24 protein-coding genes and 1 pseudogene are annotated in these 25613 nt (G+C 61.8%); 14 read left to right on the top strand and 11 right to left on the bottom strand.

Annotated features, from left to right (window positions below):
- Positions 1–283 precede the first annotated feature (283 nt).
- The 4 genes from JAB4_RS18150 to JAB4_RS18135 are packed head-to-tail and all read right to left on the bottom strand — an operon-like array spanning position 284 to position 5962.
- Positions 284–793, bottom strand: coding sequence for a hypothetical protein (locus JAB4_RS18150; RefSeq protein ID WP_139143849.1), 510 nt, complete (start codon positions 791–793; stop codon positions 284–286).
- Positions 780–2855 (bottom strand): tyrosine-type recombinase/integrase, encoded by a 2076-nt coding sequence (locus tag JAB4_RS18145; protein WP_083287416.1) that lies wholly within the window; start codon positions 2853–2855, stop codon positions 780–782. The genes JAB4_RS18150 and JAB4_RS18145 overlap by 14 nt, the downstream gene beginning before the upstream one ends.
- Positions 2812–4674 (bottom strand): hypothetical protein, encoded by a 1863-nt coding sequence (locus tag JAB4_RS18140; RefSeq protein WP_139143848.1) that lies wholly within the window; start codon positions 4672–4674, stop codon positions 2812–2814. The genes JAB4_RS18145 and JAB4_RS18140 overlap by 44 nt, the downstream gene beginning before the upstream one ends.
- The gene (locus JAB4_RS18135; protein WP_139143847.1) at positions 4667–5962 is read right to left on the bottom strand and encodes a site-specific integrase; all 1296 of its coding nucleotides are present in this window, start codon (positions 5960–5962) and stop codon (positions 4667–4669) included. Before JAB4_RS18135 ends, JAB4_RS18140 begins: the two co-directional genes overlap by 8 nt.
- A gap of 130 nt (positions 5963–6092) precedes the next feature.
- Between JAB4_RS18135 and JAB4_RS18130 the strand changes: the two are divergent.
- The 3 genes and pseudogenes from JAB4_RS18130 to JAB4_RS18120 all read left to right on the top strand — a co-directional run.
- A pseudogene (locus tag JAB4_RS18130) lies at positions 6093–8027 on the top strand (DNA internalization-related competence protein ComEC/Rec2); the annotation flags it as partial.
- 39 nt (positions 8028–8066) lie between these two features.
- Entirely contained in the window at positions 8067–8831 is a 765-nt protein-coding gene (locus JAB4_RS18125; protein WP_070224471.1) for a hypothetical protein, read from the top strand.
- 59 nt (positions 8832–8890) lie between these two features.
- On the top strand, positions 8891–9412 hold the full coding sequence (locus tag JAB4_RS18120) for an N-acetyltransferase (protein WP_083287415.1): 522 nt from the start codon (positions 8891–8893) through the stop codon (positions 9410–9412).
- A gap of 3 nt (positions 9413–9415) precedes the next feature.
- Here the strand turns inward: JAB4_RS18120 and JAB4_RS18115 are convergent, their stop codons facing one another.
- Positions 9416–10339 (bottom strand): LysR family transcriptional regulator, encoded by a 924-nt coding sequence (locus tag JAB4_RS18115; protein ID WP_070224470.1) that lies wholly within the window; start codon positions 10337–10339, stop codon positions 9416–9418.
- 151 nt (positions 10340–10490) lie between these two features.
- Between JAB4_RS18115 and JAB4_RS18110 the strand changes: the two genes are divergently transcribed.
- The 4 genes from JAB4_RS18110 to dcd all read left to right on the top strand — a co-directional run bounded on the left by JAB4_RS18110 (position 10491) and on the right by dcd (position 13542).
- The gene (locus tag JAB4_RS18110; protein WP_070224469.1) at positions 10491–11252 is read left to right on the top strand and encodes a TSUP family transporter; all 762 of its coding nucleotides are present in this window, start codon (positions 10491–10493) and stop codon (positions 11250–11252) included.
- 21 nt (positions 11253–11273) lie between these two features.
- Positions 11274–11981, top strand: coding sequence for an HAD family phosphatase (locus JAB4_RS18105; protein WP_070224468.1), 708 nt, complete (start codon positions 11274–11276; stop codon positions 11979–11981).
- A gap of 58 nt (positions 11982–12039) precedes the next feature.
- On the top strand, positions 12040–12840 hold the full coding sequence (locus tag JAB4_RS18100; RefSeq protein WP_070224467.1) for an alpha/beta hydrolase: 801 nt from the start codon (positions 12040–12042) through the stop codon (positions 12838–12840).
- A gap of 132 nt (positions 12841–12972) precedes the next feature.
- Entirely contained in the window at positions 12973–13542 is a 570-nt protein-coding gene (dcd, locus tag JAB4_RS18095) for a dCTP deaminase (RefSeq protein WP_034755486.1), read from the top strand.
- Positions 13543–13577: 35 nt separating this feature from the next.
- Here the strand turns inward: dcd and JAB4_RS18090 are convergent, their stop codons facing one another.
- Positions 13578–14816 (bottom strand): PrpF domain-containing protein, encoded by a 1239-nt coding sequence (locus JAB4_RS18090; RefSeq protein ID WP_083287414.1) that lies wholly within the window; start codon positions 14814–14816, stop codon positions 13578–13580.
- Between the two features lie 168 nt (positions 14817–14984).
- Between JAB4_RS18090 and JAB4_RS18085 the strand changes: the two genes are divergently transcribed.
- Positions 14985–15335 (top strand): FlxA-like family protein, encoded by a 351-nt coding sequence (locus tag JAB4_RS18085; protein ID WP_070224466.1) that lies wholly within the window; start codon positions 14985–14987, stop codon positions 15333–15335.
- A gap of 32 nt (positions 15336–15367) precedes the next feature.
- On the opposite strand, the gene JAB4_RS18080 is transcribed toward JAB4_RS18085, so the two are convergent.
- A complete protein-coding gene (locus tag JAB4_RS18080) occupies positions 15368–16855 on the bottom strand; it encodes an ATP-binding protein (RefSeq protein ID WP_070224465.1) in 1488 nt (495 codons plus the stop codon).
- Positions 16856–16857: 2 nt separating this feature from the next.
- Positions 16858–17547, bottom strand: a complete 690-nt coding sequence (locus JAB4_RS18075; protein ID WP_070224464.1) for a response regulator transcription factor — start codon at positions 17545–17547, stop codon at positions 16858–16860.
- A gap of 193 nt (positions 17548–17740) precedes the next feature.
- Here JAB4_RS18075 and JAB4_RS18070 point away from each other — a divergent pair, with 193 nt between their 5' ends.
- Genes JAB4_RS18070 through JAB4_RS18060 form a run of 3 tightly spaced genes read left to right on the top strand, consistent with a single transcriptional unit; the run spans position 17741 to position 19245 of the window.
- Positions 17741–18244, top strand: a complete 504-nt coding sequence (locus tag JAB4_RS18070; RefSeq protein WP_070224463.1) for a periplasmic heavy metal sensor — start codon at positions 17741–17743, stop codon at positions 18242–18244.
- 30 nt (positions 18245–18274) lie between these two features.
- Positions 18275–18445 carry a hypothetical protein gene (locus tag JAB4_RS18065; RefSeq protein ID WP_162995707.1) on the top strand — a complete coding sequence of 57 codons (171 nt, stop codon included), beginning with the start codon at positions 18275–18277 and terminating at the stop codon, positions 18443–18445.
- On the top strand, positions 18403–19245 hold the full coding sequence (locus JAB4_RS18060) for an intradiol ring-cleavage dioxygenase (protein ID WP_070224462.1): 843 nt from the start codon (positions 18403–18405) through the stop codon (positions 19243–19245). The genes JAB4_RS18065 and JAB4_RS18060 overlap by 43 nt, the downstream gene beginning before the upstream one ends.
- On the opposite strand, the gene JAB4_RS18055 is transcribed toward JAB4_RS18060, so the two are convergent.
- The 3 genes from JAB4_RS18055 to JAB4_RS18045 all read right to left on the bottom strand — a co-directional run bounded on the left by JAB4_RS18055 (position 19242) and on the right by JAB4_RS18045 (position 22863).
- Complete coding sequence (locus JAB4_RS18055) at positions 19242–20690, bottom strand: DUF1501 domain-containing protein (protein ID WP_070224461.1); 1449 nt, start codon at positions 20688–20690, stop codon at positions 19242–19244. The genes JAB4_RS18060 and JAB4_RS18055 overlap by 4 nt on opposite strands.
- Before the next feature lie 9 nt (positions 20691–20699).
- Positions 20700–22475 (bottom strand): DUF1800 domain-containing protein, encoded by a 1776-nt coding sequence (locus tag JAB4_RS18050; protein ID WP_070224460.1) that lies wholly within the window; start codon positions 22473–22475, stop codon positions 20700–20702.
- 67 nt (positions 22476–22542) lie between these two features.
- The gene (locus JAB4_RS18045; protein WP_139143846.1) at positions 22543–22863 is read right to left on the bottom strand and encodes a hypothetical protein; all 321 of its coding nucleotides are present in this window, start codon (positions 22861–22863) and stop codon (positions 22543–22545) included.
- Positions 22864–22889: 26 nt separating this feature from the next.
- Between JAB4_RS18045 and JAB4_RS18040 the strand changes: the two genes are divergently transcribed.
- The 3 genes from JAB4_RS18040 (at position 22890) to JAB4_RS30685 (ending at position 25611) form a co-directional block, all read left to right on the top strand.
- Positions 22890–23456 carry a hypothetical protein gene (locus JAB4_RS18040; protein ID WP_070224459.1) on the top strand — a complete coding sequence of 189 codons (567 nt, stop codon included), beginning with the start codon at positions 22890–22892 and terminating at the stop codon, positions 23454–23456.
- Positions 23457–23519: 63 nt separating this feature from the next.
- Positions 23520–24251 carry a hypothetical protein gene (locus tag JAB4_RS18035; protein ID WP_071650285.1) on the top strand — a complete coding sequence of 244 codons (732 nt, stop codon included), beginning with the start codon at positions 23520–23522 and terminating at the stop codon, positions 24249–24251.
- A 4-nt stretch (positions 24252–24255) separates the two neighbouring features.
- Positions 24256–25611: a hypothetical protein gene (locus tag JAB4_RS30685; RefSeq protein ID WP_070291606.1), complete on the top strand. Its 1356-nt coding sequence runs from the start codon at positions 24256–24258 to the stop codon at positions 25609–25611.
- The last annotated feature ends 2 nt before the right edge of the window (positions 25612–25613 follow it).

The raw sequence follows: 25613 nt of genomic DNA, 5'->3' as shown, positions 1-25613 counted from the left end.
TAGATGCCCCTCAGCGCACGTTCACTACCTATCATGAATGCCACCTATCAGCACTGCTAGGTTTCGCCTTCACATACCACGACTGCGCGACGGCCTTCCGCGTAAGTGGGTCCGTCTCGAATCCCGTCACGGTCCAGGCATCGTCGCCGCCCCACAAAACGACGGCGTCGCGCAACCTGGGAAGCACGTCTGCGCCGGTGCTCCGTTGCCGCAGGTATGCATTGCGAACGCTCCGGCGCAGCTCGCGATCAAAGGCGAGTCCACCTACGGAGGCCTTGGCATTCTATAGCTCCAAGGATCTATTTTTAGCGATGCTCACGACCCGCCCCTTACGCATTTTCGCTAGCTCACTCTCAATTTTTTCCAAGTCCTCGTGCTGCTTCGCGATGATCAGGTCCTTCTCTTTTAACTGCAATTCGTAAATGCAGATCTGCGTAGTGACCAGGCGATGTTGTTCCTTCCAGTGATCCGTCCGGTTCACCTCAGCCTTCGCGGCAGCCTTCTTGGTGACAATTAATTTAGACTTCAGCCAGGTGTCCACCTGCACGCGCGTGGTCAACTTGTGAACCGGACTCTGGAGGGTCATGAACGAGATGCCTGCACGACGACATAATTCACGCTGGTTTAGTTTGCCCGCGTTGAGAGGGTAGATACTGTCGTTGGCGGCCATCTCCTCATCGATAGTCTTCATGATGTCCTGAAGCAGCTTGACAATGTGGTTGCTCTTCTGTTTAGCGTACGCGGCCGCAGCGTCACGCAATCCTGCATTCAGCGGCAATTTAGGCTCCGACATCTTCCACTCCCCTGATCTCTCTGTTCAGCGTCGTTTTAACGATGGGATGAGTTTTCCACTTCGCCATTAAGTCGTCAAATCGCTTTACATGGGTGACCAGTTGGCCCGCCCATACTCCCGCAAGCATCTCGTCTTCATGCGCCCATGCCCGCTGAATTTTTTTAACGATATCCGCGATGGTCTCATCAACCTGCGCCCGATTGTCGGCTTCCTCAAGCCGGAATGAACAGTCACTTTGACACCGAGCTGGATTCGGCTGACTTCTGCCTTTAGCGCACGGTCCGACTTGATCGAGCAGCTTCGTGCAAATGACCCCCGGTCGCGGCTGCATCCAAAACACCCCTTGTCCCGTGAGAATCATCGCGAGGTCATCTTCGTTATCGACGCCGTAGTCATCGGCATGCCTGAATTTCATTTCGCGTACTGCGGTCCGGATTTTTGAAGCTGCTGGACCTCCGTTCATGGAAGCGTTTTGGATCGCCTTCTTCGCCATGATCAGTACCAACTCCTTCCGGATCGTGCGCATTTGCGCCAGGATCGTCGGATCGGCGAGAATGTAGTGCATGGTCATTTCGATGGATTTGTGACCGAACACGTCCATTAGGATTTTGGGTGCGTGTACGTACGCCAGCGCTACAAGGCGCGCAATCGTTTTCCTGAATCGATGATGGGATAGAGATTGCTCATCAAGTAGTCCATTTAGGCCCAGATTTGTTACGAACTTACGCATCTCATCGTTGTGAGATCCGCTCAGGACACCGCCCTTGCTTACATGGTAAAAGGTGCGCCACAATGGCTCTTTGCCCTCTTTGAAAATGTTGGAGTAATATCCGGTAACCAATTTTGACAGTGTGATTTGGTGCTGAATTGCCTGGACCGCGAGTTTTGGCATGGGCCAATCCCGTTCCTCGCCCTCGAATCGATCAACCAGTTTGTATGTTTGACCGTTAGCCAGGGCCATTCCGTCGCGGCTTGTTCTCAAACAATTGGTCGTAAATGAATTGATCTCGCCTGCCCGAGGCCCGGCGCTAAGCCCGACCACGAAAAAATTTGCCATTTGTCCCATCCGCAGGTATGCCTGAAGGGACGCTTGATTCGACGGTGGCCAGATTGGATTAACGCCTGAACCCTCAACATCAAGTTGGAACGGCAACGCTTTAATAGGTTTGCCCGACGTATCCTTCCAGATGTACGCCGATAGGAATGCGGTTGTGCTTCGGCTTATCATTGAAGTGGCCAGATGCGCATTCGATTTCTGAACCGCCGCAACCTTGCGATATGCCTCCAACAAAACAGGCATGAGGTCCTTGACTATCCATGCAGCACGAAGACCTACTTGGTGCACCAATGCGTCGGGAAGAGGTAGATACGGGTCTGTGGTTGGGCTTGTGGGCAATGGATCTGGCGTTTCATTCGCAGACAGGTTCGACTCCTCGGCAATCGTAGAAACCGCAATCACTGGCACAGGGTCCCACCACAAGCCGCGTGAGTGAAAATTTCGGAAACGTTCTCCCTCTGCGTATTCTGTGCGTTTGAAGGTGTAACTTCCAAGGCGTCCCAACATCCCGCCATTGTCCACAGCTGGCTGACCTAGCGCAAACTTCAGAAAATTGATCCACGCTCCGGTGAGTTTAGTGAGAATGCTGGATGGGCCGAGATACGCCGGGAACTGGCGTCCTGACTTCGAAGGTGAGCAGAAGGCAAGCAGCACCATGCGCATAGCTGTCAGCACTGCCAACTCCAAGGTTGATTGCGAGGTGGCTCGGGTGCCCAATCGCTTGTACAGGTTGACGGTGCCTGCACCAGGTCTTATCGAGTCAGATAGCCATTCGTCAGGAATCCGAATTTCGCCCCAAATTGTCCCGAGGTTGAAATGCCGCTGCAAGGCGAGCAGTTCATCCTTGCCCTTGTGTTGGATCTGCTCCGCGGTAAGCCCGCTTGGCAAAACACGAGAAATTTCTGCCGAAATTAGATCGGCGTTTGCAGTCTCACTCTGCTTTTCGATACTGGGTACAGCGCTAAGCATAAGATCCTTCCATGGACAACACTGAATGATTTCCATCGCGAACCTGAGCTTCCCAGTAGGATATAGAGGTCGTCACGTCCTTATCTTTGTACACTGAAAGCGCGATTTGGATGTTCTCGAGCTCAGATGGGTAATCGGACTCAAGCCAGCTTGCCGTAGAGATAGCCGACTGATGTATCAGGAGTTCGACTTGGCGCTTGGCTAAATGGTGGTAGCTTGTATGCAGCAGGATGGCATGTTCGCACAGCGTACACCGCTGCACGCGACAGCCATCGCCTGGCTGACGATTTAGCGCGAACATTTCGGGAGGATTATAGAAGTCCGCGCATCCCGTACCGACATAGGTTTGGTCTCTGCTTTTTAGCCAGCGTACCACCTGTTCCTCGCTTGCTCCGGCCACTTTTGCTGCCACAACGGTAGGTAGACTTGCTGCGGCACCGGTGCCGCGAACCCCGATGATCGTTTCCCATAATGCGTCGCCAACTTTGAGAAACTCCCGTCTCGAGGCTGCCTTGTGCTGTTTCTTGTTGAGATAACGCTTCAGAGTTTCCATGCTTTTGTGGCCAGCTGCAAGCATGGCGTCCAGCCATGAATAACCACTTCGTTCCCATCGCCACGAAATATAGGCGTCGCGCAAATCGCTCAGCACCATCTGCTCGGCAATTGGCTTCTCACCCGGTGCAAGTTGGCTATTGATTTTTCTGGCCCAAACAATCAATGGTGTCTGTACACGCCCATCCGAACTCAAAGAATACTTGCTAACTACCCCGATATCGGCAATGGCAACATCTCGCCCCCTGCCGCTTACCACTGTTTGCCTTGCAAACAACCATGGCGATTTGGCTTGGCGCTCAATATCGGCAATCAGTTTTCTTCTCGCATTGAGCTCTACAAGCGTCTTGCCACCATATTTTTTCCAGCGCTCGAGCTGCCATTCGAGAATGGCGAGATAACGGATGAGTCGCTGCCGCAGAGTCGCAGTCTGACGGCGCAGGGCAAGCACAATACTTGATGGCGACAACTGAGACTGTTTTCTGCTCAGGGCGTACTGGACAGAGCCGCCGGCGCGTATCTTCCTGGACTGCACGTAGCAGAACGCATCATTTTGAGGGTGAGGGATGATGCACTTTAACGTGCCGTGTCCACACTCAGAAGCAATATCGATATCCAATGCCGTCTGTGCGTTCCATCCGGAGCTCATGATGAACAATGTAAAAAGATAGAGGACTTCAATCCGTTCGGGCGGACGGTCCGGATCTTCTTCGTATCGCAGCAACGCATCGAACGCGGGGCGCTTGATGAAATGGTAGATGCGTCTTACGTCCTCATGGGCAATGAGGTCAGTTACCCGTTCTGGATCCTTCATGGCGGTCCAGTATAGGGGCGGCAAACCTTGAGCTTGCCGAGCCAAACTCACTAGCCTGAAAAAACACTGCGCAGAGCCCTCTGAAGTTGGCGACGCACGATATGAAGCATAGTGCACGTCATTCAGATCGCCTACGCTTGCAACGGGTGCTATCGTTTCGCACTTGTCAAGATGCCTCCACCACCAGCGAAGGACGCCCATGATGGTTTCAACGCTGTTTGCCGGCGATGATCCATACAATCCGCGGATATGGGGAGCGAGTTCGCCAATAAGGGTTGCACGACCGGAATACGGGATAAAGCTTTTCTTATGCGTCGGCGGGTAATCAAGCATTGTTGCGCCCGTCGCAAATATTCTTAATTTAAACTCTCCTGGATTCCTCGGATGCGTTGTCATGAAGTAGAGAGGGTCTGACGGTTCGAGGGAAATGACTTCCGCCGGCGGCGCGGTGCCGTGGCCTTTCCGCTTTTTCTGTGTTAGTTCAGGCACTACAAGGTTCCTCCAGCCAGTCTGTGAAGTCAGTGTTCCCACGTGATTTCGACCCCAAGTACGCTCTGCCCATCTGGCCCAGCCAAACTAAATAGGCATGGGTGGTCTTTTCGTCCACGTGACCAAGCTGCGGTTGTACTAACAAAAGCATGTCGCTATTCGCCCCTGCGGTGATCCAATCGGTTGTGGGCACCACGCCTTCGGCCAACAGTGCTTCCCGTTCCATAAAGGAATTCCAAAGTGCCATGCAAGCCCAGTAGTGCCGTCCCAAGTGAGGGGACCATCCGAGATATGGCATGTACTCCTCAGGCATAATTGCCCATGCCTTGTATATCGTATCTGCGCTGATCGGGCGTCCGTCGTGTTCCGACAAAAACAGTCGATCCTCCCGCTCGAGCTGCCGCTTTCTTCGCTCGGCAGGGTTCTTTGCTGCATTCACATAAACCTGTCGCGATTTTGTACGGCGGGCGCCAGCATACTCGTGCAATCTCTCCGCCAGCGATGTAGGGACGCTGATATTTCGGGGTGGACCTACCGTGTCGTCCCTGGCATTCCTGCGTTTCGTTCCCTTCGCACCGTACTCGATCTTGACCGTGACATACCCGTCTACGCTGACCCTTTTGGACTTGTCTGTCGGAAGGGTGAAAGTCCGCCATTGCGCGCACTCCTGCTCACGAATGCCGGTGGCCATGATGAGATCACACATCAGTGCCATCGTTTCTCCTCTTCTTATTTGGACGTAGTTGCGCCATCGGTTGATTTCCTGGGTTTTGGGTATGCGCAGGGAAATCGGATCGGGCCGCACCCTACCGGTCCGACTCTCGACCTCGATTGACTTTCCCCGAGCAGACGGGCCACCTAAATTAAGCGAGGTTCGGTGTGTCGTCACTGTGAATTTGGCACGCAGCTCTTTTCGCGCTGCCCATCGCAAAAAGTGGCACGCTTCGTCAACACGAAGATTATAAGTTCGCGGTTTTAGACCGACGCCGCGAACAGCCCACGCCCCCGATTGCATGTGGACCTGATAACGATCGATCAAGTCTGCCTGGTACTCAACCTTTTGCCACTTGCATCCGACCCAGTCGCACCATTCGAGGAAATCCGTCATGGCTCGCGCATAGCCATCCATCGAGCTGGCCGTTGGAAAACTACGAACGCTTCGGCCAATTTCAAATGCCTCGCCCGCTGCCCGGTCACGTAAGTACCACGACACTTCTTTTTGGTATTTCCAGTGCTCGCAAAATATGGCAGGCGCTTTCGCGCGATAGCCGAATCCGGCCTTTCTCATCGAGTCTTCATCAGGCAAAAATACGGTATAAAACATAGAACGAAAAGTGGCATGTAGAATAAGGCGGGCATGATGGGATTTGAGTTTCCTCCTGTCAAGTACATATTATGAAAAGTGGGTGGCGGAATAAGGTTTCGATTACGAGGCGTGGCTGCTGGAGCAGGGCGTGCGCGCCACCGGCTACGTGCGGCCGCAGCCGCGCGCGGATACGCCGAACGTGCGCCTGGCCGCCTTCGTGCCCGGTTTCGGCAACGTGGTAGAGGCCAGCCGCGCGGCCTTGCGTGCGCGCATACTGCGCAGCCTTGACGGAAAACAGTATGCGGGCGTGATCGTGGCGCTGGTGGTGGGCGACCAGCGCGCCATTCCCCAGTCGGACTGGCAGGTGTTCAACCGCACGGGCGTCAGTCATTTGATCTCGATTTCCGGCCTGCACATCACGATGATCGCGGGACTGTTCGCCCTTGGTGCGGGCGCGCTGTGGCGGCGCTCGTTTTTCACGGACCGGCAGCTGCCCTTGCTGCTGCCGGCGCAAAAGGTGGCGGCGCTGGCCGGCGCGCTGGCGGCATTGGTGTATGTGCTGCTGGCCGGCTTCGGCGTGCCCGCACAGCGCACTTTATATATGTTGCTGGTGGTGGCGCTGGCCCTGTGGCTGGGGCGCATCACCAGCATCGTCCATATCCTGTGTCTGGCGCTGGGCGTGGTCGTGCTGCTCGATCCCTGGGCCGTGCTGTGGCCCGGTTTCTGGCTGTCGTTCGGCGCCGTTGCCACCATGCTGTACGCGACGGCAGGCCGCACCACGGCGCCTTTGCCGCAGAACGCCAGCCGCTGGCGCCGCCTGCGCGCGGCCGTGGCGCTCGGTGCGCATACGCAATACGTGGTGACGGTGGGGCTGGTGCCGTTGACGATGCTGCTGTTTTCGCAAGTGTCGCTGGTCAGCCCTGTGGCCAACGCGCTGGCCATACCCGTCATCAGCCTGATCGTCACGCCCCTGTCCCTGGCGGGCAGCCTGCTGCCGGCGCCTTTGTGCGACGGGTTGTTGCTGCTGGCGCATGCCGTCGTGCAGATGCTGGCGCAGGTGCTGGACTGGCTCGGTGCGCGCCGCTTCGCCGTCTGGACGGCGCCCGCGCCCCCAATGTGGAGTTTTTGCTGGGCACTGTTCGGCACGGCCTGGCTGTTGGCGCCACGCGGATGGCCGCACCGCTGGGCCGGCATGCTGGGCTGGCTGCCCCTGCTAACGGCCTTGCCGTCCAGCCCGCCACCGGGCCAGATGTGGATCACGGCCTTTGATGTGGGACAAGGCATGGCCGTGCTGGTGGAAACGCATGGACACCGCTTGTTGTACGACACGGGGCCCGCCTACAGCCTCGATGCCGACGGCGCCAGCCGTGTCATCGTGCCGTATCTGCGCGCACGGGGCATCGCTACGCTCGACGGCGTGATCATTTCCCACAGTGACCTCGATCACGCGGGCGGCGCTATCTCTCTGCTGGAAAACATAGACGTGGGCTGGCTGGCCTCGTCGCTGTTCGATGGCCATCCGGCCGTCGAGGCCCGGCGGCAAGCCGGGCGTCCGTATCTGCATTGCGTGGCCGGTCAAAGCTGGACCTGGGAAGGCGTGCACTTTGCCATGCTGCACCCGTTGCCCGCCAGCCGCACGGACATCAGCTTGACGCCGAACGCCCGCAGCTGCACCGTGAAAATCACGGCAGGCAAGCATGCCATCTTGCTGGCCGGCGACATCGAGGCGGCGCAGGAAGCACAGTTGCTGGCGCGCTCGGCCGATGGCGACCTGGCCGCCGACGTGCTGCTGGCGCCGCACCACGGCAGCGGCACCTCGTCGACACCGGCCTTTCTGAACGCCGTCCATCCGGCCCTGGCGATTTTCCAGGTCGGGCACCGGAACCGCTACAAACATCCGAAGCCGCAAGTGTATGCGCGCTATGGCGACATGGGCATTGCGCGGCTGCGCACGGATGTGACGGGGGCGGTGGTGCTGGAATTTGGCGACGATATCGACGCGACGTTGTACCGGGCCAGCCGGCCACGGTATTGGCATGGGCGATAAGGTAGTGCGCCGCATCGGATGCCGGACAGGAGACCCATTATGTGCGATGAATGCAATCCCTTCGAGCGCTTGCTGGCGAAGGCCGACGCTGCTTACCGGCGCTTGCGTTCGATTCGGTGGGATCAAGGGTTACGTTATGTGGAGGGGATTTCGCCAGCGTTGGCGCAGGCGATACAGCATACGGGTATTGGTATCGCGAGCGGCTTGTTTACTGGCTTGATCTTGTTTGGATTGCAATTTACGAGTGATCAGCCTTTCAATGATATGGCCAAATCGCTACAGCGCAAATTCATTGTGCATTACCAGGATATTCCAGCGCCCTTGTTCAATCTTGTCCTTTTTCTGGTGGCATGCACCATGTTGTTGACTGCCGAGTGGGGGCTTTTTTTCAGGCAGAAAGTGCTGGTGCCTGTCATACATGGCATCTCGCATACAGTGTCAATTAGCACCGGGATGTTATTGTCGCTCGTCTTTTCGGACGTGCTGACGACGAGTTTTCTGCCGAATATCGGACAATGGTTATTCAGCCTCCTTATTATTTCGATAGTGTGGATACTCGCAGTGACGATGAACGCAGTTATTTATTTATGTCGCTACGGCGTGGTGGGGCTATGGCGAAAGAAGAGCTGCGCTGGCGAAGAGTGTCCTGCACTGCAAAAAAAGTACGAGGTCCTGCACTTTATTTTTCCACTGGTGGGAATTTTTCTCATCTTTTACCTGTGGGGAGATGTCAAGCGCAGCGCCGTACAGGTGGCCGATGCCGCCAAGGCCAGCAAGGTGGCGGACTGTGCAGTTGCACACTAGCTGTTTTCATATTCGCTTCAGCAGCATCTCAACGGAAGAACCCAATCGAGGAGCGTTGATTGTTCCATTTAAGCAGCCATTATCTGATCAGCCTGGCCCAGGCCGCCGACATCGACGCCATCACGACCTTGTTGCAAGCTAATTCCCCCTCGCAGGGCGGCAGCCTGACGGGCGAGTTTTCGCGCGACAAGGTGGCCAGCATGGCGGATGGCGAATCGCCCGTCATTGTGGCGCGGCGCGCAGCCGACGGGCCTGTCGTTGGCGTGTTGTTCAGCAATGCAGCTGCCACCGCGCAGGCGCCCGTGGTGCTGGCCATGCTGGCCGCGTATCGGGGAAGTGACAAGGCCTATGTGTATGGCCCCGTCTGCATCGCGGACTCGGAGCGGGGGCAGGGCTTGCTGGCGCTGTTGTACTCTGCCATGCGTGCGCGGCATGGGGGCGCGGAGGCGGTGCTGTTCATCCGGCGCGACAATATCGGCTCGCTGCGTGCGCATGAACGACTGGGCATGCGCGAGGTGGCCGCCTTTGTTTTCGACGGCGCGCAGTTCGCCGTGTATAGCGACGTCATCGCCGCGAAATAGATGCTAACTTGCCCGTTCATCGGGTATTTCCAGCCCTCGCTGCCGCACATATTCCAGAAATAACCTTGCCCCCTTGGCCATCCTCGACGTGCCATACACGGCATGGATGCTCGGGTCCAGCTCCTTCGACGAGGTCAGCCGGTATGCCGTGCAGACCCGGCGCAGGGTGCCTGCCGCCACGGCCGGTTCCGCCAGCCAGCTGGCCAGGCGCACGATGCCAGCGCCTTCCAGGGCCGCCTGGAAGGTGGCGATGCCGGAAGTGAAGCGGAAGCGGGGCTGCACCTGGTAGCGCACGTTGCGCTCGGTGGAAACGAAATGCCAGTCGCGCAAAATGCGGGGGGCCGAGTGCATGATGACGTCGTGGCCGGCCAGCTCTTCCGGTTCCTCGGGCGCGCCCATGTGGGCGATATAGTCGGGCGAGGCGTACATGTAGCGGCGGTAATTCCACAGGGGATAGCCGATCAGCTCGCTCGACTGGGGGAAGGCGCCGCGGATGGCGAAATCGAGCTTTTCCTGGATGGGGTCGATCGATTTGTCCGAGAAATGGATGTCCACGGACACGTTCGGATAGTCGCGCGAAAATTGCGCCACCACTTTCGGCAGGAAGCCCAGCGACAAAATTTCCGGCGCCGAGAGGCGCACCCAGCCTTGCGGCGAGTTGCTCAGCTCTGCCAGCTGCTCTTCCGCCTCGGCCTGCGTTTCCAGCAAGTGCCTGGCCGACGCGTAATAGGTTTCGCCGGCCGTCGTCAGGGTGAACTGCTTTTGCGTGCGCAGGATCAGCTCGGCGCCGATGGCGTCTTCGAGGAACTGGATGGCGCGCGTGACGGCCGACGGCGAGCGCCCCAGCATGCGCGCCGCATGGATGAAGCTGCGCTTTTCCACCACGGTGCAAAAGGCGCGGATCTCCCACATCAGTTTCATCGACATCGCGTCGCTCCCGGCAAAAGAGGCCAGTAGACCGCATGGGGCGCATTCCGTCAAGCGTTACGGCTGATTGCGTTTTCCGCAATTTGAAGTTGCATCCGAAAAAGTGACTGCCGCCTATACTGCCGCTGTCGCCCATTCCATATTGCCTATCATGCTGACCATCTCGCTGCTGTGTTTATTCGCCTTCTTTGCCGGCCTGATCGACGCCGCCGTGGGCGGGGGCGGGCTGATACAGCTGCCGGCCCTGTTCAACCTGATGCCGAACATGGCCTCGACGTCCTTGCTGGGCACGAATAAGCTGGCGTCCGCCTGCGGCACCACGTTCGCCGCCCGCTCCTTTGTCGGCAAGGTGCACATCCCGTGGCTGCTGGTGCTGCCCGCCGTGGCCAGCGCCTTCGTCATGTCCTTCATCGGCGCGGCCGCTGTGTCCTACGTGCCGCAGCAAGTGGTGCGCCCCATGGTGCTGGTGTTGATCATCATCATGGCGATCTACACCTTCATCAAGAAGGATTTCGGCACGACGCGCGAAGCGCGCCCCATTGGCCCGCGCGAACGCGTCCTCGCCATCGTCATCGGCGGCGCCATCGGCTTTTATGACGGCCTGTTCGGGCCGGGCACGGGCAGTTTCCTGATTTTCCTGTTCATCCGCGTCTTCGGCTTCGATTTCATCCTCGCCTCGGCCTGCTCGAAACTGGTGAATATCGCCACCAACGTGGCCGCGCTGGCCTTCTTCATTCCCGCCGGCCACGTGGTGTATGCGGTGGCGGCGCCCATGGCCGTGTGCAATATCCTGGGCGCCCTGACGGGCACCTGGATCGCCGTGCGCCGCGGCGCCGCCTTCGTGCGCATCCTCTTCCTCGTGCTGCTGGTGCTGCTGATCGTGAAGTTGTCCTACGACATCTTCTTCAAGTAAGTTTTTGAACGACAACAAGCCATGAAAACCATCCGGGGCGTGCTGTGGGACAACGATGGCGTGCTGGTCGATACCGAGCAGCTGTTTTACGAAAGCAACCGCGACTTGCTCTTGCCCTACGGCATAGACTTGACGCCGAAGCAATTCTTTGACTGGTTCCTGGACAATAATTACGGCGCCTGGCATCTGCTGTTGGGGCAGGGCCATGCCATCGAACTGGTCGAGCGCCTGCGGGCCGAGCGCACCGTGCTGTTTGCGCAACGCCTGCGCCAGGCGGGCCAGCTGGCCATCCCCGGCATCGGGCAAGTGCTGGCGGCGCTGCGCCCGCACGTGGCCATGGGCGTGGTCACCAGTGCCTACGAACAGCATTTCCGCATCAGCCATGCGGCCACGGGCTTGCTCAGCCACTTCGACTTCGTGCTGACGCGCGAAATGTATGGCGAAAGCAAGCCGGCGCCCGACGGCTACCGGCTGGGCTTGCAGCGCCTGGGCCTGGCCGCCGCCGACTGCGTGGCCGTGGAAGACTCGCCGCGCGGCTTGCGCGCCGCCAGGGCGGCCGGGCTGGAATGCATCGTCGTGCGCAATCCCATGAACCGCCACCATGCGTTTGACGATGCTTTTTGCGTGGTCGATTCCAACGCCGAGCTGGGCGAAGTACTGGCCTCGTTCGTGCCCGGCATGGCGCCAGCGCGCCCGCTGCCAGCTCGCAAATTAGAGGTCTTCCTCTGATCCGTCTTGCCGGCATGCCATTACAATTGCCTATCGCATTCACCGGCCTCGTTCCACGATGACCCTCCCGCAACTGCACTTTGCCCACGCCAACAGTTATCCTGCCGGCACCTACCGCAAGCTGTTCGGCTTGCTGGGCCAGCACTACACCGTGCAGGCGCTCGACATGCATGCGCACGATCCGGATTACCCCGTCAGCACGGGCTGGCCCGAGCTGGTGCGCGAGTACATCGACGACCTGGAACGCCGCTACAGCGCGCCCGTGATCCTCGTCGGCCATTCGCTGGGCGGCATGCTCAGCGTGATGGTGGCCAAGCAGCGGCCCGACCTGGTGCGTTGCGTGGTCTTGCTCGATTCGCCCGTGGTGGCGGGCTGGCGCGCCTTGCTGGTGCGCCTGGCGCGCAACACGGCGCTGGGCGAGCGGTTTTCCCCCTCGCGTTTTTCCGCCAGGCGGCGCAAGCTGTGGCCCGATGCGCAAGCCGCGTATGAACACTTCGCGGCCAAGGACATGTTCGCCATCTGGGCGCCGCAAGTCTTGCGCGATTACATCGACAGCGGCCTGGCTCCCCATCCGGACGGGGTGCAGCTGCGTTTTACGCGCGAAGTGGAAACGCAGGTCTACCGCAGCTTGCCGCACCATATCGGCGGCCTCGTCAAGGATGGGTTTCCCGTGCCCATCGGCTTTATCGGCGGCACGGAATCGGTGGAATGCCGCCAGGCGGGCTTGACGGCCACGCGCAAACTGGTCGGCAAGTTTTTCCGCCAGGTGCCGGGCGGCCATCTGTTTCCCATGGAAAACCCGGAACTGACGGCGCAAGTGGTGCGCGAGATGATCACGGCATTGCTGGCGAAACAATAGCCTTCCGCCAAGGATTTTCAGGGGATGGGGGCCAACAGCGGCGGATTTTCGCGTAAAATCCTGCCATTCGGGCCGCGCCTGCACCTGGCGCGCCGCCCCCGCCATTCGATATTCTAGAAAGATACTGCTGCGATGACGATTAAAAGCGATAAATGGATACGCCGCATGGCGGAAACAACGGGCATGATCGAGCCGTTCGAACCGGGCCAGGTCAAGGAACGCGACGGCAACCGCATCGTTTCCTACGGCACCTCCAGCTATGGCTATGACATCCGTTGCGCCGACGAGTTCAAGTTGTTTACCAACATCAACACCACCATCGTCGATCCCAAGGATTTTGACGCGAATAACTTCGTTGATGTGTCGGGCAAGGGTTATTGCATCATCCCGCCCAATTCCTTCGCGCTGGCCCGTACCGTGGAATATTTCCGCATTCCCCGCAACGTCTTGACGATTTGCCTGGGCAAGAGCACGTATGCGCGTTGCGGCATCATCGTCAACGTCACCCCGTTCGAACCGGAATGGGAAGGCTATGTGACCCTGGAGTTTTCGAATACGACACCGTTGCCGGCGAAAATCTACGCCAACGAAGGCGTGGCGCAAGTGCTGTTCTTCGAATCCGACGAAGTGTGCGAAACCTCGTACAAGGACCGCGGCGGCAAATACCAGGGCCAGGTGGGCGTGACATTGCCGAAGACCTGATTGATTGCTGGAACGGGCAGGGCGCCAGTCCTGCTTTAAATCTGTTTCAGCAGCCACGCCTTCAGCGCCGTTGACGGCTGGTACAGGGGAACATGGCCGCGCAGCAAGATTTGCGCGCTGCGCCGGTAGGCCGCGCCGTCGATGGCGATGTTGCCCGTCACCCCGTCCTGGCGCGCCACGATGGTGGTGTCCAGGATGCCGGCCGGGTTGGCTATGCCCAGTTCCATCTCTGTTTCCGCTTGCTTGACTGGCGGCACGCCGCGCGCCAGCGCATGCGCCACCGTGCCCGGTATCAGGCACGCGGCCGCCAGGCAGCAGCCGCCCGAGACGGCCAGCGAAGCGTGGCCCGATTGCGGCGTAAAGTAGCGCACAGCAATATTTCCCTCTCCCGCCGCCGGCCCCACGATGCAGTACTTGGGGATGGTTTCGCTGCGTTCCAATTCCGCCAACGTCATCAAGCCGCCATCGCGCTTGCGCAAGCCCATCAGCAGACCCGCCGCGCTCCACACCTGGCGGATCGCCTGCATGAACGCCGTGTCCGCTTCCAGTTCCGCGATGGACTCGTGCGCCGTCTTGCCGAACTGGCTCGCTGGCGCGATGACCATGGGCACGGCCACATCCACGCACGAGACCGCATAACCGTGCACCACATCCTGCGCATTGCCTGTTGGTAATAACTTGCCCGTCTTGGCGCCTGCCGGCTGCCGCAGGAACAGGTCCACGCGGGGGAAGTTGCCGGTCACGCCAGGAATGCTGGCGGCCGTAAAGCTGCCGTCGCGTTCGCGCGCCATGCGCGAGGTGGTGATGACGCCCGTGTTGGTGTTGCGGATATCGATATCGTGCGCGCCGATGGCCAGCGCCTCGATCACGCCGCTGTCCAGTCCCCACAGTTGCAGGGCGGACGACATATTGCCGCAGTTCACGCTCCAGTCGATATCGCCGTGTTCGCCAGCCAGCTGGGCCAGGGTGCTGACCAGGCGCGGCTGGCCCGCATGCTGTTCCACCTCGGCGAGGAAGACTTTATTGCTGGTGGGCGCGCCCCGACCCATGCCCGTGATTTGCCGGTTGCCCGGCTGCCGGCCGGACTGGGGCACGCCCATCAGGTGGCGCAGCAATTCCTCGCGCAGCGTTTGCTCGGCCGGCACGCAGGCCCCGTGCAAGACCAGGCCCGTCGATGTGCCGCCACGCATGTGGTGGACGGGAAACTCGATCACGCCGCAGCGTTGGCGGGGCACGAGGTCGGGAAGGGCGGGCAGCAGGGGCGTCATCATCATGGATCGTGGTCAAGGCAGGAAGCGCCAGTGTGCCAGTTTTTCTTGCTGGTGTGCAATTGGATGGTGCGCGCGGCGTCTTTACATGGCTTTACCCGCCTTTACACTTGCCGCCCTGTATTGAGTACCTTGCGCGCCGATAATAAGGTGTTGAATAATCAGGGAGGCAATATGGTAGCGGCAATCGGTTCCGGCAGCGCAGGCGGTACAGTCGGCGCGGCCGGCAGCGCCAGTGCGGGCAGCAGTGCGCAGATCGCGGCGCTGCAAAAGCAGATCACGGCGGCGCAAAAACAGTTGACGGAGTCGCAGAAGGGCGAGCAGACGGACGCGTCGCAAAAGCTGCAGCAGCAGCTGGCGCAGCAAATCCAGGCCTTGCAGGCGCAAATTGCCCAGCTACAGGCGGCAGCCGCGCAGAAGGCGGCGCAAGGCGATTCCCAAACGGCCAGCAGTGCCGAGACCGTGGCGAGTCCCGCCAGGTCAAGCGCGTCGACCCTGGGCAGCATCATCGATACGCAGGCGTAACAACACATCCACGCGCCAGGCTTGCCGACAGGTCAGCCTGGCGTTTTGACAGGCAACAACATTTCCACGCACAAGCCGCCACCGCTGCGCAAGCTGGCCCCGATGCGGCCGCCATGGGCGTTGATGACGTGCCGGGCGATAGCCAGGCCCAGGCCGTGTCCATCCGTGCTGTGCTGGGTATTACTGGCGCGGAAGAACGGTTCGAAAATGCGCGCCAGGTCCGCGCCAGCCACGCCGGGGCCCCGGTCCAGCACGGCGATGCGCAGCCAGTCGGACATGCGCGACAGTTCCACTTCCACCGTGCCGCCATCGGGGCTGTGCTTGACGGCGTTGCGCACCACGTTTTCCACGGCGCGCGCCAGCAATTCTGGCTGGCCCGTGACGCTGGTGTCGGGCATGGCCGCATCGCCCGCCAGTTCGACGTTCAACTGGCGTGCCCGCGCCTCATAGCGGGCGTCGTCCACGATGTCGTGCACGAGGTCGGCGATGCTGACGTCTTCGCTGTGCATGTGCCCGGCTCCCGTTTGCCCGGCGCCGGCTTCCAGCCGTGACAGCGTCAGCAGTTCACCGATCAGTTTATCCATGCGTTCGCTTTCGCGTTCGATGCGCTGCATCGAGGCGGCCATCTTTTCCGGCTGCTGGTGCGCCAGGCCGATGGCGGCCTGCAGGCGTGCCAGCGGCGAGCGCAACTCGTGCGAGACGTCATGCAGCAGACGTGTCTGGCTTTCCATGAGGCTGCGCAAGCGGCCCGTCATGCGGTCGAAATCGCGGCCCAGGTCCGTCAATTCATCGCCGCGCTTGCCGCTGGCGTGAAAACGGGGCGCCAGATTGCCGTGCGAGGCGGCCTCGAACGCTTGCCGCAGGTCGCGGATGGGGTGCGCAAAATACCAGGCCAGCAGGAAAGAAAACAGCAGGCTGGCGGCAATGGCCGCCCCCAGGGGAATGAAGGTGCGGTAGGGCGTGTCCATGCGCGGGGGCGGGCCGCGGCCGAATTCGCCGCGTGGCGGCGCAGTGCCTGCTTCGTGGGGCCGTGGACCGGCTCCCATGGCGCGCGGGCCGCTCATGGCGACGGCGTTGAGCGTGTCGCGCGCGGCGCCTGCTTCGGCATTGCGGAAGCGTTCGGACGAGGGCAGGAACAGCAGATAGCGCTGGCCGTCGCTGCCGGTGACCGTGCGCACGACGGGATGGGCCTGGCTTTGCTCCAGCATGGCGCGCGCCTTGGCCAGCATGGCGGGATGCACCGCGCGGCCCATCAGTTCGTGTCCGCGCGCATCGACGGCAAACACGCGCATGCGCTCGAGCTTGCCCAGGAATTGCCGCAAGGCCTGGCTGCCGCCCGCTTCCAGGGTGGCGCTGGCGGCCTCGATGATCATTTGCGCGGGCGGACTGGTGTCGATGTCGAGGGCCCGCTCCTGCTGGGCCGCCCGGTTTTTCAGCCAGAAGGTGCCGCCGATGCCGATGGTGGCGGTCACTTGCGCCAGCATGATGCATAGAAAAAACTTCCAGAACAGACGGCCCACGCTTACTCCTTGATCAGCTGGTAGCCGAGACGGTACACGGTCTGCAGGCAGGAGCGGCCATCGGCCAGGCTGCCCAGTTTGCGGCGCAGGCTGCTCAAGTGCACGTCGATATTGCGGTCGAAGCGGGCCATGGGACGGCCCAGACCCAGTTCCGATAATTGATTCTTGCTGACGGGCTTGCCCGCATGGCGCACCAGCACTTCCAGCAAGTTGAATTCCGTGCTTGTCAGCTCCAGGTGCGCGCCGGCCCAGGAAACGCGGCGCTGTTCCGGCCACATCGTCAGTTGCCCTACGGTGAGCGGCGCCAGACCCGAGCTGTCGTGCGGCGCCGCCTGCGCGCGGCGCAGGATGGCGCGGATGCGCGCCGTCAGCTCGCGCGGCGTGCACGGTTTCGTCACGTAATCGTCGGCGCCCAGCTCCAGGCCCACGATACGGTCCGTATCGTCGCCGCGCGCCGTCAGCATCAGGATGGGCAGGTTGCTGCCGGCGCGGATGCGGCGCAGGGTTTCCAGTCCATTCATGCGCGGCATCATGACGTCGAGGATGGCGATGGCGTACAGGCCCGTCAGCGCCTCGGCCGCGCCGCTTTCGCCGTCATGCACGGCGCGGGCATCGAAACCTTCCTGCGTCAGGTATTCCTGGAACATGCCGACCAGTTCCACGTCGTCATCGATTAACAAAACCTTGCTCATGCCTGTGCTTTTTTCGGGTGAATATCGCCCGATGATAGCAGTCAACAGGCGCGGTTCAGGGCCCTTTTACCCGCTTTTACATACGTCCGCTTACATTTGCGCAGCTTCCTTTACACGCTTTTACGCGGCCCTGACGTTGCTTTACACGCCAGACGCCGACAATCAGCGCTGATCTCCACGAAAGGAACGCCCGATGAAATACCTGAGTATCGCCGTATCCCTGTTGCTGTTGTGCGCCTGCAGCATGCCGCTGCTCGCCCTGGCCCAGCAGGAAGCTGCGCCGTCCGGCCCGCCGCCGCGCGCCATGCCGGGGCCGCCGTCCGGCTTCCGTCACGGCCCAGGCGGACCCGGCGCGCCAGGCTTGCCGCCGTTCCTGCATGGCATCGACCTGAGCGAAGCGCAGCAGGATAAAATTTTTGCCGCCACCTACGCCCAGGCGCCCTTGCTGCGGGAACAGGAAAAGATCGCCTTCAAGGCCCACGAGCAGCTGCGCGCGCTGGCCGCCTCCAGCGCCTACGACGATGCGCAAGCCAGCGCGCTGGCGAACACGGCGGCGCAAGCCATGGCGAAGATCAGCTTGCAGCATGCGCGGCTGGAGCAGCAATTGCTGGCCGTGCTGACGGCGGCACAGCGCCAGCAGGTGCAGCAGCGGCACGACAGCCGCCAGGGTCCGCGCGACCTCCGGCGCTCCGAGTAAGCGGCAGGCGCGAGCGCAGGGAGAGCCAGCATGCGCATCCATGCCTTGCGTCCGGGCAGCAGCTTGCAGGCGCTCTCGCGCCATGCGACGCAGGCGCTGTACCTGTGCGCCAGCCTGAATCCCGCCTTGGCGGGCTTGCCCCACTTGATGGAATATCTATGGAACTACATGATCACGGTCTGGCATCCGACCTCGAAATGATGCGGCAACAGGCGGCCGAGCGGCGACAGGTGCTGCGCTGGCTGCTGGCCGGCGCCGCCACCTTGCCCCTGATGAGCTGCGGCGGCGGGTCGGACGCCAGCGGCGCGGCGGCAGGCAGCGGCGCCGCTGGGGTCACGACACCCAGCACGGGCGCATGCACAGTGATTCCCGAGGAAACGGGCGGGCCGTATCCTGCCGATGGCACGAACACCTATGGCGGCAGCATCATTAACGTGCTGAACCAGTCGGGTGTCGTGCGCAGCGATATCCGCGCCAGTTTTAATGGCGCCACGGGTGTGGCGGCGGGTGTGCCGCTCACCATCAAGCTGCAGTTGCTTAACGCCAGCGGCAGCTGCGCCAGCCTGGCCGGTTACGCCGTGTATGTATGGCATTGCGACCGCGACGGCCTGTATTCGCTGTATTCGAGCGGCGTGACGGCGCAAAATTACCTGCGCGGCGTGCAGGAAACGGACAGCGCCGGCAACCTCAGCTTCACGACGATCTTTCCCGGCTGCTATGCGGGGCGCATGCCGCACGTGCATGTCGAGGTCTATCCCAGCCTGGCTAAGGCGGCCTCTGCCTCGAACCGCATCAAGACCTCGCAATTCACTTTTCCAATGGCAACGTTGAATGAGGCCTACACGGCCAGCGGCTACACGGCCAGCGTGCGCAACCTGGCGCAGATCAGCTATGCCAGCGACAATGTCTTCAGCGACGGCACCAGCCTGCAGATGGCCACGGTGACGGGCAATGCCACGGATGGCTATGTCGTCACGCTGGTGATCGCCGTCAATGGTTAAGTTGTCGTCATGAACCCCAGGTCGCGCCGGCTGAAGTTGCCGATGTTCGGGAACACCTCGGCCAGCTGGCTGTCGGCCACGCCGAACCACTTGGCCAGCGTGGCGCCGTACTGGTCGACGGAGGTGGTCGGCAGCAGGGCGCCGGAACCGACGTCCAGCTCATGGCCCAGGCCCGTGACGGGGAAGGTGCCGTAGATGTCGCGGCCCTTGACGGCGCCGCCCACGACAAAGTGGTGCGCGCCCCAGCCGTGATCCGTGCCATCGCCGTTGCTGCTGAAGGTGCGGCCGAAGTCCGACGCCGTAAAGGTCGTCACCTGGCGCCGCAGATCCGCGCCCTGCAGGGCCGCCAGGGTCGTGTCGAAGTAGGCGAGCGCATGGGCCAGCCGGGCCATCAGGTCGGCATGCAGCGCCTTTTGCCGGTCATGCGTGTCGAAGCCGCCCAGGGTCACATAAAATACTTGCCGTTTCACCCTCAGGGCGCCGCGTCCGCCGATGATGCGCGCCACCGTCTGCAATTGCACGGCCAGCGGATTGACGCCGGACGCGCCTGTGTTCGGATTGACGTAGGGCGGGGGATTCGGCACGCCCCCCGCGCCGGCCGCCAGCATGGCGCCGCTGAGGACGCTCTGGCTGGAGATGGCGCGCCCGATCGTGGCCACATGTTCCTGTTCCATCAGGTCGCTGCCGGCCGTCGTGATGATTTCACGCAATGCCGCCGGCCCCTGCGCCGTGCCGAACAGGCTGCCGCTGAGATCGATATTGCGAATCGGCACCGCACCGGCCTGGCCCACCTGGAACTGGCGCACCTGGCGTCCGCTCAGGAACAGCGCGTTCGATGCCGCGGATACGGCCGTGAACATGGCGTTGCTGTTGCCCGCGCCAAGCAAGTCGCCCAGACGTCCGCCCCAGCCCACGCTGGCGCCTTCCGGCAGGCCCGACTGCCAGGTCGATTGCTGGTCGTTATGCGAAAAAAGCTTGGACGGCAGGGCCACGCCGCCCGCCTTATATTGCGCCAGGGTAACTGGCTGGATCAGGGTGCCCACATTGGCGACGACGGCGGCGCGGCCGTCATCGAACAGGCTTTTCAGCGGAACGAGGGCGGGATGCAGGGCAAAGCTGCGTCCCGCTTGCACGGTGGCCGGCACGATGGGCAACACGCCACCGGCTGCACCGACGGCGGGCAGGTGGATCGAATCATTGCTGCCCGTGTTGCGCAGGCGCGTGTATTCATTCCAGGACGATGTGTCGGTTGCCAGCACCGTGTTGAAGGCGTCGTTGCCACCAGCCATGAACAGGCACACGAGCGCTTTGTAGTCATCGGCCGACTGGGCGGCAGCCTGGCCCATGGCTGCCAGGTTGAGGGCGAACGGCGCGGCCGTGCTGCCGGCCAGGCTCAGCATGGAGCCGAGGAAGCGGCGGCGGGAAAAAGGGGGGAGATGGGACATGCGGCTTCCTTATTTCTGGACCAGGTATTCAGGCGAGGCCATCGACAGGAAGATGGCCAGGCGTACGCGGTAGGTTCTTGCGAGGTTGACCTGTGCGGCATTGCTGCCGGTGGCGGCCGGAATCGGCACGCTATTGACGGTGGACAGGATGGTGCCGCGCAGCTTGGTCGACATGTTGCCGGCCAAGAGCAGCAGGTCGACGCGGTCGAGCAAGGCTGCAGGCTGGTCGGCCAGGGCCAGCTCGGCCGCATAGTCCGCCTTCACCGAGGCATTTTCTCCCACGCCGCCGCTGATGGCGTCCTGGATGAAGTTCAGATAGCCGGTGACGGACGGCTCTGCCGTGATCTGCATTTCCGGCGCCACCAGACTGGCGGCGGCCAGCGGCGAATTGGGCGGGACATAGCTGGGACGGAAATAATTGAAGACGGAGGGTGCATTCATGGGATTCTGGCCCAGGCCCGTGAGCGGATCGCTCAGGTAATAGATGCGGTATTGCGAAGCTGCATCCTTGGCGTTAAAGGCGCGCATCCAGTTGCCCAGGCGTACCAGCGGTTCGCGCAATTTCCCCGTACGCAAGGTTGTGCCGGCCGGGGCCAGCGCCTCCGGATCGAGCAGCACGGCACGCAGCACCGCCTGCATGTCGCCGCGCACGCCAGCGCCATTATTGGCAAACGCGGCCGCTACCCGGCCCACATAGGCGGGGCTGGGATTGCTGGTGACGAGCCGCTGGATCAGCTGGCGGCCGAAGAAGGGGCCTGTATTCGGGTGGTTGAACAGAGTGTCGAGGGCTTGCGCCAGGTCGGCTTCGCCGGTAGTGGCGCCCGAAATACTGACTCCCAAGAAACGTTTTTCTCCGGTGGAATGGAAGGCCGTGTAATTCTGCATCGGTTTCCAGTCGCGGTCCGGATCGGCCACGCTGCCAAAGAAACGGTTAGCGGCCTGGTCTGGTCCGGCCCAGCTCCAGCCTGTCAATACTTTCGCCAGGCCGCTCACATCGTCGCGCGAGTAGGTATCGATGGGCTTGCCGCCGGACAATTTCAAACTGCCGTCAGCGTTCAGCTGATACAGGCCGATCGTAAATAACTGCATGATTTCGCGGGCAAAATTCTCATCCGGGGTACGCGTTGCCGATTCCTTCTGATTGCGCAGGTGCGACAGATACAGACCCATCATCGGATGCGTGGCGACGCCTTGCAGCAAGGTGCGGAAGTTGCCGAAAGCATGTTGTCCCAGCATGTCGTAATAGCTGGCAACACCGCGCACGTGCGGCCACACGGCTTCGTTTTGCGTGGAAATGACGAAAATTTCCGACAAGGCAAACGCCGTGCGTTGTCGCAACTGGTCGTCGCCGCCTACGGCCTGCTGCCAGAATGATTCATAAAAATTCTGAGGCAAGGCCTTGCTGGCCGTCGTGTCCGCTGGTGGAAATTTCGCATCGAGATATTTGCGATGCAAGCTTTGCGGTCTGGAAAACTGGTACTGGAACCAGGCGTTGCTGTCGCTGGCGGCCAGTGCATCGATGGCCGCGATATTCGGCCCGAACGTGGCCCGGCCCAGGAAGCGTGACGCCTGCTGGCGCGTAAATGTCGTCACCTTCGCGGCCGGTGGCGTGGTCAGTGGGGGCGGCGGGACGGTTTCTGCGGGAACTGCCGGCTCGCCCGGCTTCATGTCCGCAGGCGGCGCCACCGTGGCGGTCGGGCTGTCGCCGCCACCGCCACCACAGGCGTTCAGCAAACTCAGAAGTGTTACAGCAGCCAGCAAGCGGCGCAAAGTAGGATGGATCATTTAGTTTCTTTGTGGCAATCAAAATCTGACCTCGTTATTGTATTGCCTGCCTACTGAAAGTGCGTGCTCAAAAGAACATTTGCGTCTTGTCTATTTTTCGATTTAATGCATTTTTGACCGATGTTAAGTGATTTTTTATAGTATTTTGATGAACTTTATTTTTTACAAATGGAAAAATATTTTTACGCGAACGCCTGCTTGTGGTCGATAGGCGACGTAATAAATTCCCTCTAATTAAGCTTGTTTGAAAGCTCATGGACAGGGCGAAAACAGCTTCGCCGGAAACCATGGTTTTTATCGCATCGGCGAAAAGGCGTTCGCCGTCGCGTCCCGTTTTTCCCTCTGCACCTGGCTGGCATGGCCCTTGCGTCAGGGAGGCATGGACCACCCGCCCGCCTTTCACCGGAGCCTGTCATGACCAGCCGCCTGCTCGCCTATCGTCCCGAAATGGAATTGCCGGAAGCGCCGGGCGTGCTGTCCCTGCAGCACGAAGATGAGCTGGCACTGGCGGCGCAGTTGCTGGAATTGCAGGCGCCGTCCCAGTTCGATGCTTTCCTGGCGCGCCAGTTGGGCGCCACCGCGGCGGGCCAGCAAGTGCGCGGCACGCCGCTGGAAGGGCCGCTGCGCCAGCTGCTGGGCAAGGTGGTGGCGCCCCTGCTGCCCCTGCATGGCGGTTCGCCACAGGCGCTCAAGCGGCGCGCTGCGGGCATCTTCGGCATGGAACTGGAGGGCTTGAGCCCGGAAGACAAGGAATTCGAACTGGCGCGCCAGGTCGTGCATCTGATCGATGCCGTCAATACGGCGCTGACGCAGGACGGCGGCACGGGTGCGCGCGCGCCCAGGGCGCGGGTGGAAACGGCCCTGTTGCAAGTGGCACGCAGCGTGGCGCCAGGCTTGCTCAGGCAGGCGGCGCAAGCGCCGGGACCGGACGGTGGCCGCTGGCGCCGCGAGGGCGGGCACATCGTCGTGCTCGATTGTTAGCCGGACGGCCAGTCTGTCCGGCGCTGTAGTGTCAACCGAGGTGCTAACTTTTAGGAGCTCATCATGCATGACTTAGATCGTACGACCCTGGAATACGGGCAGGAGATGTCCGGCTTTGAAGCGGAACAGTTCGAGTTTGGCCAGGGCGAATGGAGCGGCGAGGGTGGCGCGAGCGCCATGTTTTCCGAAGCCGAGGAAATGGAACTGGCCAATGAACTGCTGTCGGTCAGCAATGAAGCCGAACTGGAACAGTTCCTCGGCAATTTCCTGCGCAAGGCCGCCTCGGTGGCGGGCGGCATCATCAAGTCGCCCGTGGGCCAAGCCATCGGCGGCGTGCTCAAGGGCGTAGCGAAAAAGGCGATACCGCTGGCCGGTGGCGCCATCGGCGGCTATTTCGGCGGCCCGCTGGGCGCCAAGATCGGCAGCGGCCTGGCCTCGGCCGCCGGCAATGCGCTGGGGCTGGAAGCGGAGGCCTCGTCGAACGAAGACCGCGAATTCGAGGGTGCCAAGCAGTTCGTGCGCCTGGCCGCCGACACGGTCAACCGCGCCGCGCAGGCACGCGGTTCGGGCGACCCGCGCGCCATCGCCCAGGCGGCCGCCAGCGCGGCGGCGCGCCAGTTCGCGCCCGGCCTGCTGGGCCGCCCCGGCAGCCAGGTCGCCACACAGAACGGCAGCGGCGCCGCTGCGGGCGGGACCATGGCCCAGGGCGGCGCGGCAAGGGGCTCGGCGGGCATGCGCCCCTCCAGCGGGCGCTGGGCGCGCCAGGGCCACAAGATCGTCCTGTACGGCGTCTGACATCATGGCCATCGGCGCTTATGCTGCCTGGATGCTGGCGCAGGAGGCGCGCTCGCTGCTGACGCGGCTGGCGCGGCTGGAACCGTTCGCGCTGATCGAGCCGACGGTGCTGGCGGCCGCCCTGATGCCCAGCGCCCAGTCGGCCATCGAAAGCCAGCTGGTGCAGGGCCGGCGTGAATTGCGGCGCATGGTCGCCCAGTTCCAGCACTGGCTGCGGCGCGAGCACGCCGATGGCGCCAGCATGGCCACCGCCGCCGAGGCGCAGCGCCGCTTCACCTTTCTGCGCCTGAAATTCAATGCCGCGCTGACCCAGTTCGACCTGTTCAACGAAGTCATCACGCAGCGCAGCGAGCACAAGACGGGCGTGTGGCTGGCCGGTCTCGACATCGTTGCCGCCGATGCGCTGGCGCTGCCCGGCAATGTGTACCAGGCGCCGCCCGTGATCTGCTACCTGGACCGGGGGCCGGGCGCCGCCATCCGCCGCGCGCGCACGCGCCTGCCGGGCGGCGGCGACAATCCCGTCGCCATCATCCGCCTGCCGCGCGAACGCATGATCGGCAGCAGCATCGCTTCGTCGCTGGTGCACGAGGTGGGCCACCAGGGCGCGGCGCTGCTGGACCTGGTGGCGTCCTTGCGGCCCGTGCTGCAAGCCATGCAGCACGGCGGCAGCGGTCTGGTGCACGTGTGGCAGCTGTGGGAGCGGTGGATTTCCGAGATCGTGGCCGACTTCTGGTCGCTGGCGCGGGTCGGCGTGGCCGCCACCCTGGGCCTGATCGGCGTGGTCAGCCTGCCGCGCGTGTTTGTCTTCCGCCTCAATATCGACGATCCCCATCCGGTGCCATGGCTGCGGGTGCGCCTGAGCTGTGCCATGGGACGGGCCTTGTATCCGCATCCGCAATGGGACCGGCTGGAGCAGCTGTGGCTGTCGTACTACCCGCTGACCGGCCTGCCGCCGGCCCGGCAGCGGCTGCTGGAGCAGCTGCAGGCCAGCATGGCGGCCCTCGTGGGCTTGCTGGTGCAGCACCGGCCACCGGCCTTGCGCGGCGGCTCGCTGGTCGAAGCCATGGCCGTGCACACGCGCCAGCCCGCCATGCTGGCGCAGCTGTTTCGCAGCTGGACCCTGGCGCCGGCGCAGATGTACCAGGCCGCGCCGACCCTGGTGTTCGCCGTGCTGGGCCAGGCGCGCGCCAGCGGTACCTTGAGTCCGGAAGACGAAAGCGAGCTGCTGGGGCGTTTGCTGACCCACTGGGCCTTGCGCAGCACCCTGGACACGTCGGAGCTGTGCGCCGACGTCGTGCGGCATGGCCGCCAGTCCGGCAGGTTGCTGCCGCCCCTGGCATCCCGTTTGATTATCCATTGAGG

It is taken from the genome of Janthinobacterium sp. HH102 (assembly GCF_001758625.2).
Taxonomy (GTDB): Bacteria; Pseudomonadota; Gammaproteobacteria; order Burkholderiales; family Burkholderiaceae_D; genus Janthinobacterium.
This window is presented reverse-complemented; position numbering and strand designations above follow the sequence as displayed.